Source organism: Herbaspirillum sp. Her4, from assembly GCF_057961335.1.
This window is the reverse complement of sequence record NZ_CM176330.1, coordinates 4,615,720-4,633,092: the sequence shown is the minus strand read 5'-3', so window position 1 is coordinate 4,633,092 and position 17,373 is coordinate 4,615,720. Positions and strand designations below refer to the sequence as shown.

The window sequence follows — 17,373 nt, the reverse complement described above, 5'->3', positions numbered from 1 at the left end:
AACAAGTTTACTGCGTGGTTGAGGGGGAGTCGCCGCGGGCGAACCAGGGTGCAGTCTCCGGCGGCAGCGCGGTGCCGGTGGCGTGCGCGCGTTGCAGGATACTCCAGTAATAGCGATAACTGGCGCGGTCGTGCAGGTTGCCCTGATGCTGGATCGGGCCCCACTGCACCGCCTGCGCCTTGAGCAAGATCTGTGCCGCCAGGTCGGCTTCTTCCGTGGCCGGGGACATGGCCTGCACGATCGGGCGAATCTGGTCCGGATGGATGCTCCACATCCGGGTATAGCCAAACTCCTGTGCCGCGCGGCGCGCATCGTCAGCCACGGCGGCGGGATTCTTGATGTCGGTGGTCACGTTGTGCGACGGCACCTTGCCGTGCGCATGGCAGGCGGCAGAAATTTCCAGCTTGGCGCGGCGCACCAGCGGATGGTCGAACTGTCCGGGCGAGCGCATGGCGCTGCCGGGAATGGCGCCGTAATGGGCCGACACGAAATCCATCACCCCGAACGACAGCGACTGCACTTGGGGCAGGGCGGCGATCTTGCCGGCGTCGGCCAGGGCAGCATGGGTCTCGATCAAGACCTGCACCGGCAACTGCGCACGGCCGGCCGCATTGGCGGCACGGTTGATGCTCTCCAGGGCACGCAGCACGTCCTCGATGCCTTCAGGCTTGGGCAACATCACGTAAGCCAGCTCGCGCGCAGCGGCGCCGCAGATGATGGCCACGTCCTGCTCGAAATGCGCATGGCCCACGTCATGCAGGCGCGCGCCGATGCGGCGGTGGACATTGCCGGGGCCGGTGATGAGCGAGGCGACCAGTTCGGCGTGCGCGGCTTCATTGCCGGCGGCAGCGCCATCTTCACAGTCGAAGGTGATGTCGAACAAGGGACCGAGCTCCTGCTGCAGGGCCATCGACTTGCGCATCAGCTTTTCAGAGCCGGCGTAGTGATCGCACACCGGAAGCGAGACCGGTTGCTGGGCACCTGGGAACAAGACCTGGGAAGGATGCATTGCTGCGATTGAGAGCGGGGTAAGGTTGTCGGAACGGGTGATGTCACGTACTGCAATACGGCGATGCTGCAAAACGATCGGCGCGGCAGCCGGCAAGGGCCGCCGCGCCGTGGTCAATTAGCCGACCAGATGCTTGACGCCTTCGCGTTCTTCCAGCAGTTCCTTGAGCGTGATGTTGATGCGCTCTTGCGAGAACTCATCGATCTCCAGGCCCTGGACGATCTTGTACTCGCCGTTTTCGGTGGTCACCGGGAAGCCGAACATGGTGCCTTCGGGGATGCCGTAGGAACCGTCGGACGGGATACCCATGGTGGTCCACTTGCCGTTGGTGCCCAGCACCCAGTCACGCACGTGGTCGATGGCGGCATTGGCGGCCGAAGCGGCCGAGGACAGGCCACGGGCTTCGATGATGGCGGCACCGCGCTTGCCGACGGTGGGCAGGAACACGTTCTTGTTCCATTCCTGGTCGTTGATGGTGTCCTTGACGGAAGCGCCATCGGCGGTCGCGAAGCGGTAGTCGGCGTACATGGTCGGCGAGTGGTTGCCCCACACGCACAGCTTTTCGATGGCCGAGACCGGCTTGCCGATCTTGGCAGCCACTTGCGACAGGGCGCGGTTGTGGTCCAGGCGCAGCATGGCGGTGAAGTTCTTGGCCGGCAGGTTCGGGGCCGACTTCATGGCGATGTAGGCGTTGGTGTTGGCCGGGTTGCCGACCACCAGCACCTTGACGTTGCGGGATGCGACTGCGTCCAGTGCCTTGCCTTGCACGGTGAAGATCTGGGCATTGGCTTCCAGCAGGTCCTTGCGCTCCATGCCGGGGCCACGGGGACGGGCACCCACCAGCAGGGCGATGTCGGCATCCTTGAAGGCGGTCATCGGATCGCTGTGGGCGGTCACGCCAGCCAGCAGGGGGAAGGCGCAGTCGTCGATTTCCATGATGACGCCCTTGAGCGCCTTCTGAGCCTTCTCATCAGGGATTTCCAGCAGTTGCAGGATGACCGGCTGGTCTTTGCCCAGCAGGTCGCCGTTGGCGATGCGGAACAGCAGGGAGTAACCGATCTGACCGGCGGCGCCGGTGACGGCAACACGCATGGGGGCTTTAGCCATGTTGAATCTCCAAAAGAGGTGATGAAAAAAAGCATTCAGACTGCAGCGAAGCGCAGCTTGCGGTCGCGTCGCGCAAGGCGCGGCAGGGCCGTGTAGCGGTGGCTTCTGGTTTGCGCATGAAAATGCGCGACTTCCTCGAATTCTTGTTAGGCCGCCATGATACCGTCGAAAACGCAGCGAGTCAGTTGGTTTCGGACCGGGCTCTGCCGACAAATCAAAAACCTGTCAAACTTGTGTTCTGCCTGCAGAAAACCACCGCATCGGAATGATCTTGATGAGAGCGATTCTCGTTATCGTCTACTGGCCGGTACATCGCTTCCTGCCTGCCTTGCGGCTCTTCAGGTTGCTCGCGAGTGTAGGCTTGCGAAAGACTGCTGTCAATCAATATCTTATGTCTTATATAAGACATATTATTGCCTAGTTTTTGCTGGACGCCGGAAGGAGTTTTGTGGTGAAATTCGAGGTTATGAGCTCGATCCTGCCCAATTCAAACAACGTCGACGCGCACGCCGCGGGGGCGGGTGTTGCCAGTCCGGCGCCCACCTTCAGTCCGTTGTACCAGCAGATCAAGGCGCTCATCATGCAGCGCCTCGAAGCCGGTGAGTGGAAACCCGGTGAGCTCATTCCCAGTGAAGTCGAACTGGGCAGTCGTTTCAAGGTCAGCCAGGGCACGGTGCGCAAGGCCATCGACGAACTGGCAGCCGAAAACCTGGTGGTGCGCCGCCAGGGCAAGGGAACCTTCGTTGCCACCCACCACGAGACCCAGGCGCAGTTCCGCTTCCTGCGGCTGATGGCCGACAGCGACGAGCCACAGCGTCCCGAAAACAAGATCATAGAAGTCAAGCGCGTTCGCGCCTCGGCCGAAGTGGCCCGTCAGCTCGACATGAAGTCGGGTGACTCCGTCATTTTCATTCGCCGTGTCAAGTCCTTCAACGGCACTCCCATCATCCTCGAAGACATCTGGCTGCCTGGTGCCATTTTCAAGGGGTTGACGGCCGAGCGCCTCATGGAATACCGCGGGCCCTTGTATGGCCTGTTCGAGTCCGAGTTCGGCACGCGCATGATCCGTGCCGAAGAACGCATCCGTGCCGTCGGGGCGGATCCGGATGCCGCAGAGTTTCTGGGCGTAACGCCCCAAACGCCGTTGCTGAGTGTGGAGCGGGCTTCATTTACCTATGGCGACAAGCCGGTGGAAATGCGGCGCGGTCTGTACCTGACGACGAATCATCATTACCAAAGCGAGTTGAGCTGAGCAAACCGAAACCGGTCATGATCGGGTGCTGGCGGGTCCTGCCTGCCCAGCGCAGAAGGGCTGGTGTCAAGCCTTTTCGGCATGCTGCGAAGCGCAATAAAAGTTGATGGTGATTTCGAAAATCGGCGAAAATTGCATGATTGTTTTAAACTGAGGAGAACCTTGTATGTCTGAAGCCGCTAAACCACAACGGCCGCAATTTCGTAACATACACCTAACCCAAATTGCCGGCTATCGCATGCCTCTGGCAGCCATCGTCTCGATCATGCACCGCATCAGCGGTCTGTTCCTGTTCCTGATGCTGCCTTTCATCCTGTTCCTGCTGGACAGCAGCCTGCTCTCGGAAGGTACTTTCGCCTATCTCAAGGGCTTCGTCTCGGGCTGGTTCGTCAAGCTCGTCATCCTGGCACTTTCCTGGGCCTACCTGCATCACTTCTGCGCCGGCATCCGCCACCTGATCATGGACAACCACGTTGGCCTGGACAAGGACAGCGCACGCAAGTCCTCGGCAACTGTCCTGGTGGTCAGCATCGCGCTGATGATCCTGGTCGCATTGAAACTGTTCGGAGTGTTCTGAAAATGGCTGATAACAACATCGGACCCAAGCGCCTGGTCGTTGGCGCCCACTATGGCCTGCGTGACTGGCTGGCGCAACGCGCGACCGCCGTCGTGATGGCCGTCTACACCGTCATCCTGCTGGTGTGCTTCTTCACCTCGACCAACTTCAGCTACCAGGGCTGGGCGGCGCTGTTCTCGCATCAATGGTTCAAGGTGGCCACCTTTGCCGTGTTCATGGCGCTGTTCTTCCACGCCTGGATTGGCGTGCGTGACGCGCTGATGGACTACGTCAAGCCCGTTGGCACCCGTCTGGTCCTGCAAGTTGCCACTATCGTGTGGCTGATCGGTTGCGCTGGCTACGCTGCGCAGATTCTCTGGAGAAACTAATCGTGGCTGCTATCAAATCCGCCATCACTACCCGCCGCTTTGACGCGGTCATCGTCGGCGCCGGTGGCTCCGGCATGCGCGCCTCGCTGCAACTGGCCGAAGCCGGCCTGAACGTCGCTGTCCTGTCCAAGGTCTTCCCGACTCGCTCGCACACCGTGGCTGCCCAAGGCGGCATCGGCGCTTCGCTGGGCAACATGTCCGAAGACAACTGGTACTGGCACATGTTCGATACCGTCAAGGGTTCGGACTACCTGGGCGACCAGGATGCCATCGAGTTCATGTGCCGCGAAGCACCGAAGGCCGTCTACGAGCTGGAACACTTCGGCATGCCCTTCGACCGCAACCCGGACGGCACCATCTACCAGCGTCCCTTCGGCGGCCACACCGCCAACCTGGGCGAAAAGCCGGTGCAGCGTGCCTGTGCGGCCGCTGACCGTACCGGTCACGCGCTGCTCCACACCCTGTACCAGCGCAACGTGCGCGCCAAGACCCACTTCTTCGTGGAGTGGATGGCGCTGGACGTGATCCGCAACGAAGAGGGCGATGTCCTCGGCGTGGTGGCGCTGGAAATGGAAACCGGCGAAATCATGATGCTGCACGCCAAGACCACCCTGTTCGCCACCGGCGGTGCAGGCCGTATCTGGGCGGCATCGACCAATGCCTTCATCAACACCGGTGACGGCATGGGCATGGCCGCACGTGCCGGCCTGCCGCTGCAGGACATGGAGTTCTGGCAGTTCCACCCGACCGGCGTGGCCGGTGCGGGCGTGCTGATTACCGAAGGCGTGCGCGGTGAAGGCGGCATCCTGATCAACAGCAACGGTGAACGCTTCATGGAGCGCTATGCGCCGACCCTGAAGGACCTGGCACCGCGTGACTTCGTCTCGCGTTCGATGGACCAGGAAATCAAGGAAGGCCGCGGCGTTGGTCCCCACAAGGATCACGTGCTGCTGGATCTGCGCCACATCGGTGCCGACACCATCAAGAAGCGCCTGCCCTCGATCCTGGAAATCGCCCACAAGTTCGCCAACGTCGATGCGACCAAGGAGCCTATCCCTGTCGTGCCGACCATCCACTACCAGATGGGTGGCATCCCCACCAACATCCACGGTCAGGTGGTCGCGCCCAAGGGCGGTTCGATGAAGGAAGTGGTGCAGGGCATGTACGCCATCGGCGAATGCGCCTGCGTCTCGGTGCACGGCGCCAACCGCCTGGGTACCAACTCGCTGCTGGACCTGGTGGTCTTCGGCCGCGCAGCTGGCAACCACATCGTCGGCAGCCGCCTGCAGGACCAGAGCCACAAGCCGATCCCGGCCGGTGCCCTGGACCGCTCGCTGGAACGCATCGCGCACCTGGAAAGCAGCACCGGTTCCGAGCGCGTGCAGGACGTGGCCAACGACATCCGTGCCACCATGCAGAAGTACTGCGGCGTGTTCCGTACCGATGCCCTGTTGAAGGAAGGCGTTCAAAAGATCATGGAACTGGATGAGCGTCGCAAGCACGTCTCCTTCAAGGACAAGTCCAAGGTCTTCAACACCGCCCGCGTGGAAGCGCTGGAACTGGACAACCTGATCGAAACCGCCAAGGCCACCATCACCTCGGCCGAAGCCCGCAAGGAATCGCGCGGCGCCCACGCGCAAAGCGACCACGAGCAGCGCGACGACGTGAACTGGCTCAAGCATACGCTGTGGTTCTCCGAGGGGAATCGTCTCGACTACAAGCCGGTCAACATGCAGCCGCTGACCGTCGAGACTTTCAAACCTAAAGCACGTACTTTCTAAGAGGTCGCAACATGACTCGCACCCTGAAATTCAAGATCTACCGTTACGATCCGGACAAGGACGACAAGCCGTACATGCAAGACCTGACGGTGGAGCTGAAGCCCACCGACAAGATGCTGCTCGATGCCCTGCAGCGCATCAAGTCCGACGTTGACGATTCCCTGGCGCTGCGCCGCTCCTGCCGCGAAGGCGTGTGCGGTTCCGACGCCATGAACATCAATGGCAAGAATGGCCTGGCCTGCATCACCAACCTGAACGAACTGACCGAACCCATCGTTCTGAAGCCGTTGCCCGGCCTGCCGGTGATCCGCGACCTGATCGTGGACATGACGAACTTCTTCAAGCAATACGACTCGATCAAGCCCTACCTGATCAACGACAGCATCCCGCCCGAGAAGGAGCGCCTGCAGTCGCCCGAACAGCGTGAAGAGCTCGATGGCGTCTACGAGTGCATCCTGTGCGCCTGCTGCTCGACCTCCTGCCCGTCGTTCTGGTGGAACCCGGACAAGTTCGTCGGCCCGGCCGGCCTGCTGCAAGCCTACCGCTTCATCGCCGACAGCCGCGACGAAGCCACCGGTGCGCGCCTGGACAACCTGGAAGACCCGTATCGCCTGTTCCGTTGCCGTTCCATCATGAACTGCGTCGATGTCTGCCCCAAGGGTCTGAACCCCAACAAGGCCATCGGCAAGATCAAGGAACTGATGGTGCGCCGTTCGGTGTAAGCCGGATCGGCGTGTTGCCTGCCAGACCCGCCGTCCATGGCGGGCGGCAGCAAGGGGGAGCAGGGCTGGAAGCGGCTTCCCCGACCGGTTCCTTCGGTTTTGGTCCGGTTGAAGTGAATGGAAAGACTAGAAATGAGCGAGTTCATGACTGAACAGCGTCACCAGGATGATCCGGCCAAGCGGGCGCGACTGCGCTGGCGTGCGCGCCGCGGGCTGCTGGAGAACGATCTGATCCTCACCCGCTATCTGGATGCCAACGAGGCCCAGATGAGCGATGACGAGGTGGATGCCTTCTCGCGCCTGATGGACCTGACCGACAACGACCTGATGGACTTGCTGCTGGCCCGCAAGGAGCCGGAAGCGGCAGTTGACCTGCCCCAAGTGCATGCGTTGCTGAAGAAACTGCGTACTGCCTGACTGTTGCACGAATATTGCGCCTGGCCACAAGCCAGACCGATTTTGCCCGATCGCGGCCTGTTTCCACTCGCCACCCGGCGCATCTGAACCACGATGACGCCCGGCTTGCGGTCGCGGCGTTTGATTAACGGTTTCACCATCCCAGCAAAAGGAAAAGCTATGTCCAATACCGATATCAAAGCTACCCTGTCGTTCTCCGACGGCTCTCCGTCCGTAGATTTTCCTATCTACAAGGGCAGCATCGGCCCTGATGTGATCGATATCCGCAAGCTCTACGGCGCTACCGGCAAGTTCACCTATGACCCGGGCTTCATGTCCACCGCTTCCTGCAACTCGTCCATCACCTACATCGATGGCGACAAGGGTGAACTGCTGTACCGCGGCTACCCGATCGAACAGCTGGCGGTGAACTGCGACTTCCTGGAATCCTGCTACCTGCTGCTGCACGGTGAACTGCCCAACGCCACCCAGAAGGAAGAATTCGTCAAGACCGTGACCCAGCACACCATGGTGCACGAGCAGATGAACTTCTTCTTCCGTGGCTTCCGCCGCGATGCGCACCCGATGGCGGTGCTGACCGGCTCGGTGGGCGCACTGTCGGCCTTCTACCACGATTCGCTGGACATCTCCAACGCCAACCACCGCGAAGTCTCGGCGATCCGCATGATCGCCAAGCTGCCGACCCTGGTGGCGATGGCCTACAAGTACAGCATCGGCCAGCCTTTCGTGTACCCGCGCAATGACCTGTCCTACACGGCCAACTTCATGCGCATGATGTTCGCCAACCCGTGCGAAGAGTATCAGGTCAACGAAGTCCTGGTGCGCGCACTGGACCGCATCCTGATCCTGCACGCCGACCACGAACAGAACGCTTCGACCTCGACCGTGCGCCTGGCCGGCTCCTCCGGCGCCAACCCGTTCGCATGTATCGCCGCCGGCATCGCCTGCCTGTGGGGTCCTGCCCACGGTGGTGCCAACGAAGCCGCCCTGAACATGCTGGAACAGATCGGCTCCGTCGAAAACATCCCCGAGTTCATCAAGCAAGTGAAGGACAAGAACTCCGGCGTGAAGCTGATGGGCTTCGGTCACCGCGTCTACAAGAACTACGACCCGCGTGCCAAGCTGATGCGCGAAACCTGCTATGAAGTTCTGAACGAACTGGGCCTGCACGACGACCCGCTGTTCAAGCTGGCCATGGAGCTGGAAAAGATCGCCCTGGAAGACGACTACTTCGTCTCCCGCAAGCTGTACCCGAACGTCGACTTCTACTCCGGCATCGTGCAGCGCGCCCTGGGTATCCCGACCTCGATGTTCACCTGCATCTTCGCCATGGCCCGTACCATCGGCTGGATCGCCCAGTGGAACGAAATGATCTCGGATCCGGAACAGAAGATCGGCCGTCCGCGTCAGCTGTTCGTGGGCTCGCCGCGTCGCGACGTGACCCCGATCGACAAGCGCTGATTGGCGGATGTTGTCCGTCTGCCTTGTCGGACGGACAACTAAGGCATCGCAACGCCGCGTTTCCCGTCTCCCGGGAGTGTGTGGAGGGGGGCAGCGAGGCCCGCGCAGCAAGGCTTTGCGGGCGGGCGTTGGCGGGCGGAAACGCCCGTTGCTTCATGTTTCAAATAAAAAAGCGAATCCCTTAGGATTCGCTTTTTTATTTGATATTAGGAGATATAATTCCGATGCGCTGACTGGATGACGTACAGAAGTTCAGGTAGACAAGGTCCTTCCCCCACAACTTGATGCAATCCGCTAACCGGTCAGGCCGTGTCGCGGAAGGTGTAGAAACCCGCTAATCTCGCGAAGCGCGAAGAAAGGTGAGCAAATGACAAAGCTCTACGAGCAATACAACATCAACTCCTACCTGTTCGGTGGGAATGCTCCGTACATCGAAGAACTGTACGAAGCCTACCTGAACAATCCCGGCTCCGTCCCTGACAACTGGCGTGCTTACTTCGACGCCGTGCAACACGTTCCCGCCACCGACGGCTCCACCCGTCCCGATGTGGCCCACGCTCCGGTGATCGCTTCCTTCGCCGAACGTGCCAAGCAAGGCCCGATCCGCACCGTCATCGCTTCTGCCGACTCCGACATGGGCCGCAAGCGCGTCGCTGTCACCCAGCTGATCGCCGGCTACCGTGACCTCGGTTCCCGTTTCGCCAACCTGGACCCGCTGCAACGCCAGGAACGCCCCAACATCCCCGAACTCGATCCCTCCTTCTACGGCTTCACCGATGCCGACATGGACATCGTGTTCAACATCAACAACACCTACTTCGGCCCGGAAACCGCTTCCCTGCGCGACCTGCTGCAGATGCTGCGCGACACCTACACGCGCTCCATCGGTGCCGAGTTCACCTACATTTCCGACATGTCGGAAGTGCGCTGGCTGGAAGAGCGTCTGGAGCCGACCCGTGCCGTGCCCAGCTTCTCCTCCGAGAAGAAGAAGCACATCCTGGAGCGCCTGACCGCTGCTGAAGGCCTGGAGCGCTACCTCCACACCAAGTACGTCGGCCAGAAGCGCTTCTCGCTGGAAGGCGGCGAGTCCTTCATCGCGTCCCTGGATGAAACCATCCAGCGCGCCGGTGAAAAGGGCGTGCAGGAAATCGTGATCGGCATGGCCCACCGTGGCCGTCTGAACGTGCTGGTCAACATCCTGGGCAAGACTCCGCAGGAACTGTTCTCCGAATTCGAAGGCCGTCACGCTGACGACCTGCCGGCCGGTGACGTCAAGTACCACCAGGGCTTCTCCTCGGACGTGTCGACCCCTGGCGGCCCGGTCCACCTGTCGCTGGCCTTCAACCCGTCCCACCTGGAAATCGTCAACCCGGTGGTCGAGGGTTCGGTCAAGGCGCGTATGGATCGCCGCGGCGACAAGGATGGTTCGCAAGTGCTGCCGATCCTGGTGCACGGCGATGCCGCCTTCGCCGGCCAAGGCGTGGTGATGGAAACCCTGAACCTGGCACAGACCCGTGGCTACGGCACCGGCGGTACCGTTCACATCGTCATCAACAACCAGATCGGTTTCACCACTTCCGATCCGCGCGACTCCCGTTCGACCCTGTACTGCTCGGACGTGGTCAAGATGATCGAAGCCCCGGTGCTGCACGTCAACGGTGATGATCCGGAAGCCGTCGTGTTCGCCACCCAGATCGCTGTCGACTACCGCATGAAGTTCAAGAAGGACATCGTGGTCGACATCATCTGCTTCCGCAAGCTGGGCCACAACGAGCAAGATACCCCTGCTCTGACCCAGCCGCTGATGTACAAGAAGATCGCCCAGCACCCTGGTACCCGCAAGCTGTACGCCGACAAGCTGGTGACCCAGCAGACCATCCCCGCCGATGGCGGCGAAGAGCTGGTCAAGGCTTACCGCGCTGCGATGGATGCCGGCAAGCACGCCATTGATCCGGTACTGACCAACTTCAAGAGCAAGTACGCCGTCGACTGGCTGCCGTTCCTGAATCGCAAGTGGACCGATGCGGCCGAAACCGCCGTGCCGCTGGCTGAGCTGAAGCGCCTGGCCACCAAGATCACCTCGGTGCCGGAAGGCTTCAAGGTGCACTCGCTGGTCGAGAAGGTCTTGAACGACCGCGCCGCCATGGGCCGTGGCGAAATGAACCTGGACTGGGGCATGGGTGAACACCTGGCCTACGCCAGCCTGGTTTCTTCCGGCTATGCCGTGCGCCTGACCGGCCAGGATGCCGGCCGTGGCACCTTCACCCACCGTCACGCCGTGCTGCACGACCAGAACCGCGAACGTTGGGATGCCGGTACCTTCATCCCGCTGCAGAACGTGGCTGAAAACCAGTCCACCTTCACCGTGATCGACTCGGTGCTGTCCGAAGAAGCCGTGCTGGCCTTCGAATACGGCTACTCGACCGCGGAACCGAACACCCTGACCATCTGGGAAGCCCAGTTCGGCGACTTCGCCAACGGTGCCCAGGTCGTCATGGACCAGTTCATCAGCTCCGGCGAAGTGAAGTGGGGCCGTGCTTCGGGCCTGGTGCAGATGCTGCCCCACGGCTACGAAGGCCAGGGTCCGGAACACTCCTCGGCACGTATCGAGCGTTACCTCCAGCTGTGCGCCGACAACAACATGCAGGTCGTGCAGCCCACTACCGCTGCGCAGATCTTCCACCTGCTGCGTCGCCAGATGATCCGCCTGTTCCGCAAGCCGCTGATCATCATGACCCCGAAGTCGCTGCTGCGTAACAAGGACGCCGGTTCGCCGCTGTCCGACCTGGCCAAGGGTTCGTTCCAGACCGTGATTCCGGAAGTCGATGAAACCATCGACGCCAAGAAGGTCAAGCGCATCGTCGCCTGCTCGGGCAAGGTGTACTACGACCTGGTCAACGCCCGCAAGGAACGTGGCCAGGCTGATACCGCCATCATCCGCGTCGAGCAGCTGTATCCGTTCCCGCACAAGGCCTTCGCGGCCGCGTTGAAGCAGTTCCCCAACTTCAACGAACTGGTGTGGGCACAGGACGAGCCGCAGAACCAGGGCGCATGGCTGCAGATCCAGCACAACATCTTCGAGAATCTCTCCGAAGGTCAGAAGCTGGCCTATGCAGGCCGCCCGGCCAGCGCCTCGCCGGCCGTCGGTTACTACGACAAGCACTACGCACAGCAAAAGGCGCTGATCGAAACCGCCTTCGCCAAGCTCAAGGGCTTTGTGCTGACCAAGTAATCATCGATGCAAACGGGACGCGCTGCGAGGGCAGTGCGTCCCTGTTTCCATAAGAACGAAATCACCCGAAAATCGGAGAATCCTGAAAATGGCTCAAATCGAAGTAAAAGTCCCGCAGTTGTCGGAATCCGTTGCCGAAGCAACCCTGCTGCAATGGCACAAGAAGGTTGGCGAACCGGTGGCCCGTGACGAAAACCTGATCGACATCGAGACCGACAAGGTCGTGCTGGAACTGCCCTCGCCGGACGCCGGCGTGATCACCCAGATCATCAAGGCCGACGGCGCCACCGTCGTGGCCGGCGAAGTGATCGCCATCCTGGACACCGACGCTTCCGCGCAAGTGGCCCCGACCGAAGTCAAGGCTGCCCCGGCACCGCAATCGACCAACGAACCGACCCCGGTTGCCGCTCCCGAGCTGGCCTCCAAGGGCGACGTCGCCATGCCTGCCGCTGCCAAGCTGCTGGCCGACAACAACCTGTCGACCTCGCAAGTCACCGGCACCGGCAAGGATGGCCGCGTGACCAAGGGTGATGTGCTGGGTGCCCTGTCGGCTCCCGCCGCTGCACCTGCTGCCGCTGCCAAGCCGGCCCTGGCGCAAGTTGCTGCCCCGGTCAAGGCTGGCCTGGAAAGCCGTCCGGAACAGCGCGTGCCGATGAGCCGCCTGCGTGCCCGCGTGGCCGAGCGTCTGGTGCAATCGCAATCGACCAACGCCATCCTGACCACCTTCAACGAAATCAACATGCAGCCGGTCATCGACCTGCGCAACAAGTACAAGGACAAGTTCGAGAAGGAACACGGCGTCAAGCTGGGCTTCATGTCCTTCTTCGTCAAGGCAGTCGTGCACGCCCTGAAGAAGTACCCGATCGTCAACGCTTCGGTCGATGGCAATGACATCGTCTACCACGGCTACTTCGACATCGGCGTGGCCGTCGGTTCGCCGCGTGGCCTGGTGGTGCCCATCCTGCGTGATGCGGACCAGATGTCCATCGCTGACATCGAGAAGAAGATCGGTGAATTCGGCCAGAAGGCCAAGGACGGCAAGCTGTCCATCGAAGAACTGTCGGGCGGTACCTTCACCGTCTCAAACGGCGGTACCTTCGGTTCCATGCTGTCGACCCCGATCATCAACCCGCCGCAATCGGCGATCCTGGGCATCCACGCCACCAAGGAACGTGCAGTGGTTGAAAACGGCCAGGTCGTGGTCCGTCCGATCAACTACTTCGCGCTGTCCTATGACCACCGCATCATCGACGGCCGCGAAGCCGTCCTGTCGCTGGTCGCGATCAAGGAAGCCCTGGAAGATCCGGCCCGTCTGCTGCTGGATCTGTAAGCAACCGGCCATCACGGCGTGAGCGAGGCGCTGAACGGCCCCCAGGCATTCAGCGCCTTTTTGCATCCGCTTTGGACCAAGAGATCAAAGCGGATGCGCACAACGAATCAGGAATACACACATGAGCAAGAATTTTGACGTAGTCGTCATCGGTGGCGGCCCCGGCGGTTACATCGCCGCCATTCGCGCAGCGCAACTGGGCTTCAACACCGCCTGCATCGACGAATGGAAGAACGAAAAGGGCGGCCCCGCACCGGGCGGCACCTGCACCAACGTCGGTTGCATCCCCTCCAAGGCGCTGCTGCAATCGTCCGAACACTACGAACACGCCAGCCACGGCTTCGCCGAGCACGGCATCGAAGTCAAGGGCCTGGGCCTGAACCTGGAAAAGATGCTGGGCCGCAAGAATACCGTGGTCAAGCAGAACAACGACGGCATCCTGTACCTGTTCAAGAAGAACAAGGTCACCTTCTTCCACGGCCGTGGCTCCTTCGTCAAGGGCGATGCCAATGGTTACGAGATCAAGGTCGCCGGCGCTGCCGAAGAAACCATCACCGCCAAGCACGTCATCGTGGCGACCGGTTCGAACGCCCGCGCATTGCCGGGTGCCGAGTTCGATGAAAAGCTGATCCTCTCCAACACCGGCGCACTGGCCATCTCCGAAGTGCCGAAGAAGCTGGGCGTGATCGGTGCCGGCGTGATCGGCCTGGAAATGGGTTCGGTCTGGCGTCGCCTGGGCGCGGAAGTGACCGTGCTGGAAGCCCTGCCGACCTTCTTGGGTGCCGTCGATGAACAAATCGCCAAGGAAGCCCACAAGCTGCTGACCAAGCAAGGCCTGGCGGTGAACCTGGGTGTGAAGATCGGTACCATCAAGGCTGGCAAGAACAGCGTCTCCGTGGAATACACCGATGCCAAGGGCGAAGCCCACACCGGCGAATTCGACAAGCTGATCATCTCGATTGGCCGCACCCCCAACACCATCGGCCTGAACGCCGAAGGCGTGGGCCTGAAGCTGGACGAGCGCGGCTTCATCGCCGTGGATGGCGACTGCAAGACCAACCTGCCCAACGTGTGGGCGGTGGGTGACGTGGTGCGCGGCCCGATGCTGGCGCACAAGGCCGAAGAAGAAGGCGTTGCCGTGGCCGAGCGTATCGCTGGCCAACACGGTCACGTCAACTTCAACACCATTCCCTGGGTCATCTACACCTCGCCGGAAATCGCCTGGGTCGGCAAGACCGAGCAGCAGCTCAAGGCCGAAGGCGTGCAGTACAAGGCCGGTACCTTCCCGTTCCTGGCCAACGGCCGCGCCCGTGCGCTGGGCGATACCTCGGGCATGGTGAAGTTCCTGGCCGATGCCAAGACCGATGAGATCCTGGGCGTGCATATCGTCGGCCCGATGGCTTCCGAGCTGATCTCCGAAGCCGTGGTGGCGATGGAATTCCGTGCGTCGTCGGAAGACATCGCCCGTATCTGCCACGCTCACCCCTCGCTGTCCGAAGCGACCAAGGAAGCGGCCCTGGCCGTGGACAAGCGCGCATTGAACTTCTGATGCGCGATCAGTGCGACAATACGGGTCGCCGACGCCCGGCCAGCCCCTGGGGCTGGCAGCGTCCGAGTTGCCCGCATAGTGCGCATTGAGATGCCAACCCAATGGGCGAGCCTGGCTCGCCCATTGTCGTTTTACAAGACCACACCATGGATGTCCGTCAATTCTACGAACAGTCGCTGTCCCAGCGCGGTTATCAACCTGATGAAGCGCAGTTGCGCGCCATTGAGCGGCTGCAGCGCGCCTATGAGGAGTGGGTCGCCTACAAGGCCCAGCGCGCCTCCGCCTTCAAGCGCCTGATCAGCCGCCCGGCCGTGCCGCGCGGCGTCTACATGTGGGGCGGGGTAGGGCGCGGCAAGTCCTTCCTGATGGACAGCTTTTATTCCGTGGTGCCGGTGGTGCGCAAGACGCGCCTGCACTTCCACGAATTCATGCGCGATGTGCATCGCCAGCTTGATGAACTGAAGGGAATTTCCGACCCCCTCGATGAAGTCGCCAAGCGCATCGCCAAGAAGTATCGCCTGATCTGTTTCGACGAATTTCACGTCTCCGACATCGCCGATGCGATGATCCTCTACAACCTCTTGAAGGGGCTGTTCGATCACGGCGTGTCCTTTGTGATGACCTCCAACTATGAGCCCAGCACGCTCTATCCGGACGGCCTGCACCGCGACCGCATGCTGCCGACCATTGCGCTGCTGCAGGAAAAGCTGGACGTCATGAACATCGATGCCGGCATCGACTACCGCAAGCGGGTGCTGGAGCAGGTGAAGGTGTACCACACGCCCCTCAACGCCAAGACCGATGAAGAATTGCGCACCGCCTTCGCCTCCGTGGCCGAGGCGGCTGATGAAGATCCACGCGTCCACATCGAGGCTCGCGAGATCCGCGCCCTGCGCCGTGCGGGCAGTGCGATCTGGTTCGACTTCGCTACGCTGTGCGGAGGCCCGCGATCGCAGAATGACTACCTGGAACTGGCCAGCCGGTTCCAGACCGTGATCCTGTCTGGCATTCCGCGGATGTCCGCGGCCATGTCTTCGGAAGCGCGCCGCTTCACCTGGCTGATCGATGTCTTCTATGACCACAAGGTCAAGCTCATCATGTCCGCCGCGGTGGAGCCGGACGAGCTTTACACCGTCGGTACCCTTTCCAACGAATTCCACCGTACTGTTTCACGTATCATTGAGATGCAGTCGAAGGAATACCTGGATGCGGATCGCCGCTCGATTGCCGACAGCCTCTCCTGAACAACCACCTGATGAACAAGAAATCCATGCAAGGTCTTTTTGCCGATGCCAAAGGCGTCACTTCTTCCCTGTGCGGCCTGATGCTGGCCTTGGCCGCCGGTGCCAGCATGGCGCAAGGGCAGGCATCGGCCAGCGCCACGTCCGGCGCACAGCCGGGACGGATCCAGGCGCAAGCCCAGGGACAAGTCAGCCCGTCCGATGCCGGTGCGACACCACAGGCTGCTCCTGTTGCCCCCGCGCCCGTCATGAGCCGTGAACGCTTCGACGAACTGGAAGCGCGTGCGCCGATTGCGCAGCGTTATCCTGCCGGCTCCATCAAGTCCGACGAAGCGGCACAAAAGGCGCTGGATGAAGCCGCCGAAGACCGGCAGGTGGCCGAACTGCGCTACATCCTTGATCAGCGTGCCTGCTATCCCAAATTCCTGGTCTCGGACTGCCTGGAAGCCGCGCGCGACCGCAAGCGCCTGACCGACAAGGGCATCAAGGCGGTGGAGTACGAGGCCAAGGTGTTCCAGCGCCAGGCCACCGTGGACGACCGTGATCGTTCACTGGCCGAGCAGCGCGCCAAGGACGAGGAAGATTCCGCCCGCCGCCTGGCCGACCAGAAGCAGAAAGAAGCCGATTCCGCCCGCAAGGTCCAGGAAAGCCGCACCAAGAACAGCGAAGTCCAGCAACGTATCGACCAGAACAAGAACGTGCCGGCCGATTACCGTGTGCGTCAGCACGAGGCGGAAGTCCAGCGCCAGCAGGCTGAGGAAGCCGCGCGCGCACCGTCGCGCGCCGCCAACGCCGCCGAACGTCAGCGCCGCATCCAGGAAGCCGAGGAGCATCGCCTGGAAGTGGAGCGCAAGAAGGCCGAAAACGAGCGCGAACGTGCAGAGCGCAAGCAGAAGCAACAGCAGGACCAGCAACAGCAGCAATCGCAGCAGCCCGCCGCCAAGTAAGGCGTTCTGACGCTGGCCCCTCCGTCCGCAGGCCCATGCCGATTTGGCGTGGGCCTGCGGGTGCATTACACTAGCAAGCACATCAGCAACCAGCCGCCATCATGACCAGTACGCATCGCGAAGACATCCAGCGCCGCATCATCGAACTCGAAGTCGAGCACCGTGATCTCGATAGCGTGATCGACATGCTCATCCGCGATGCCCGTTCGGAGGACCTGCAACTGCGCCGCCTCAAGAAGCGCAAGCTGCAACTGAAGGACCACATTGCGCTGCTGAAGATGCAGCTGGTCCCCGATATCCCCGCCTGAGCCCCGCTGCGCGCCTGCTCCTGCTGGCGAGCTTCTCGAAATCCGCGGTCCACGTTCCTGTGTCCTTCATGC

Annotated in this window: 16 protein-coding genes; 14 read left to right on the top strand and 2 right to left on the bottom strand. The window is 61.6% G+C overall.

The features are described 5' to 3' along the window. Positions 1-7: 7 nt before the first annotated feature. Together ACWFUC_RS20895 and ACWFUC_RS20890 are read right to left on the bottom strand one after the other, a co-directional pair. Complete coding sequence (locus ACWFUC_RS20895; protein WP_489623172.1) at positions 8-1,009, bottom strand: HpcH/HpaI aldolase/citrate lyase family protein; 1,002 nt, start codon at positions 1,007-1,009, stop codon at positions 8-10. 117 nt (positions 1,010-1,126) lie between these two features. Then, a complete protein-coding gene (locus ACWFUC_RS20890) occupies positions 1,127-2,116 on the bottom strand; it encodes a malate dehydrogenase (protein WP_034350453.1) in 990 nt (329 codons plus the stop codon). Between the two features lie 116 nt (positions 2,117-2,232). Here ACWFUC_RS20890 and ACWFUC_RS20885 point away from each other — a divergent pair, with 116 nt between their 5' ends. The 14 genes from ACWFUC_RS20885 to ACWFUC_RS20820 all read left to right on the top strand — a co-directional run bounded on the left by ACWFUC_RS20885 (position 2,233) and on the right by ACWFUC_RS20820 (position 17,301). Further along, on the top strand, positions 2,233-2,385 hold the full coding sequence (locus ACWFUC_RS20885) for a hypothetical protein (RefSeq protein ID WP_209566882.1): 153 nt from the start codon (positions 2,233-2,235) through the stop codon (positions 2,383-2,385). A gap of 197 nt (positions 2,386-2,582) precedes the next feature. Next, entirely contained in the window at positions 2,583-3,368 is a 786-nt protein-coding gene (locus ACWFUC_RS20880) for a GntR family transcriptional regulator (RefSeq protein WP_034333992.1), read from the top strand. A gap of 166 nt (positions 3,369-3,534) precedes the next feature. Next, positions 3,535-3,945 (top strand): succinate dehydrogenase, cytochrome b556 subunit, encoded by a 411-nt coding sequence (gene sdhC / locus ACWFUC_RS20875; RefSeq protein ID WP_039785325.1) that lies wholly within the window; start codon positions 3,535-3,537, stop codon positions 3,943-3,945. 2 nt (positions 3,946-3,947) lie between these two features. Further along, positions 3,948-4,313, top strand: coding sequence for a succinate dehydrogenase, hydrophobic membrane anchor protein (sdhD, locus tag ACWFUC_RS20870; RefSeq protein ID WP_088753354.1), 366 nt, complete (start codon positions 3,948-3,950; stop codon positions 4,311-4,313). Positions 4,314-4,315: 2 nt separating this feature from the next. Then, on the top strand, positions 4,316-6,094 hold the full coding sequence (gene sdhA / locus ACWFUC_RS20865) for a succinate dehydrogenase flavoprotein subunit (protein WP_034333989.1): 1,779 nt from the start codon (positions 4,316-4,318) through the stop codon (positions 6,092-6,094). A gap of 11 nt (positions 6,095-6,105) precedes the next feature. Further along, positions 6,106-6,816, top strand: coding sequence for a succinate dehydrogenase iron-sulfur subunit (locus ACWFUC_RS20860; protein ID WP_006463281.1), 711 nt, complete (start codon positions 6,106-6,108; stop codon positions 6,814-6,816). A 132-nt stretch (positions 6,817-6,948) separates the two neighbouring features. Then, complete coding sequence (locus tag ACWFUC_RS20855; RefSeq protein WP_008329929.1) at positions 6,949-7,233, top strand: FAD assembly factor SdhE; 285 nt, start codon at positions 6,949-6,951, stop codon at positions 7,231-7,233. A 159-nt stretch (positions 7,234-7,392) separates the two neighbouring features. Next, the gene (gene gltA, locus ACWFUC_RS20850; RefSeq protein ID WP_034333988.1) at positions 7,393-8,694 is read left to right on the top strand and encodes a citrate synthase; all 1,302 of its coding nucleotides are present in this window, start codon (positions 7,393-7,395) and stop codon (positions 8,692-8,694) included. Positions 8,695-9,061: 367 nt separating this feature from the next. Further along, positions 9,062-11,926, top strand: a complete 2,865-nt coding sequence (locus tag ACWFUC_RS20845) for a 2-oxoglutarate dehydrogenase E1 component (protein WP_489623171.1) — start codon at positions 9,062-9,064, stop codon at positions 11,924-11,926. Positions 11,927-12,014: 88 nt separating this feature from the next. Beyond that, positions 12,015-13,256 (top strand): 2-oxoglutarate dehydrogenase complex dihydrolipoyllysine-residue succinyltransferase, encoded by a 1,242-nt coding sequence (odhB, locus tag ACWFUC_RS20840; protein WP_088753356.1) that lies wholly within the window; start codon positions 12,015-12,017, stop codon positions 13,254-13,256. Positions 13,257-13,377: 121 nt separating this feature from the next. Continuing rightward, the gene (gene lpdA / locus ACWFUC_RS20835; protein WP_121041913.1) at positions 13,378-14,805 is read left to right on the top strand and encodes a dihydrolipoyl dehydrogenase; all 1,428 of its coding nucleotides are present in this window, start codon (positions 13,378-13,380) and stop codon (positions 14,803-14,805) included. A 146-nt stretch (positions 14,806-14,951) separates the two neighbouring features. Beyond that, a complete protein-coding gene (zapE, locus tag ACWFUC_RS20830; RefSeq protein WP_134135996.1) occupies positions 14,952-16,049 on the top strand; it encodes a cell division protein ZapE in 1,098 nt (365 codons plus the stop codon). Between the two features lie 11 nt (positions 16,050-16,060). Continuing rightward, the gene (locus tag ACWFUC_RS20825; RefSeq protein ID WP_489623170.1) at positions 16,061-16,993 is read left to right on the top strand and encodes a hypothetical protein; all 933 of its coding nucleotides are present in this window, start codon (positions 16,061-16,063) and stop codon (positions 16,991-16,993) included. A gap of 101 nt (positions 16,994-17,094) precedes the next feature. Next, on the top strand, positions 17,095-17,301 hold the full coding sequence (locus ACWFUC_RS20820) for a YdcH family protein (protein WP_006463294.1): 207 nt from the start codon (positions 17,095-17,097) through the stop codon (positions 17,299-17,301). Positions 17,302-17,373 lie beyond the last annotated feature (72 nt).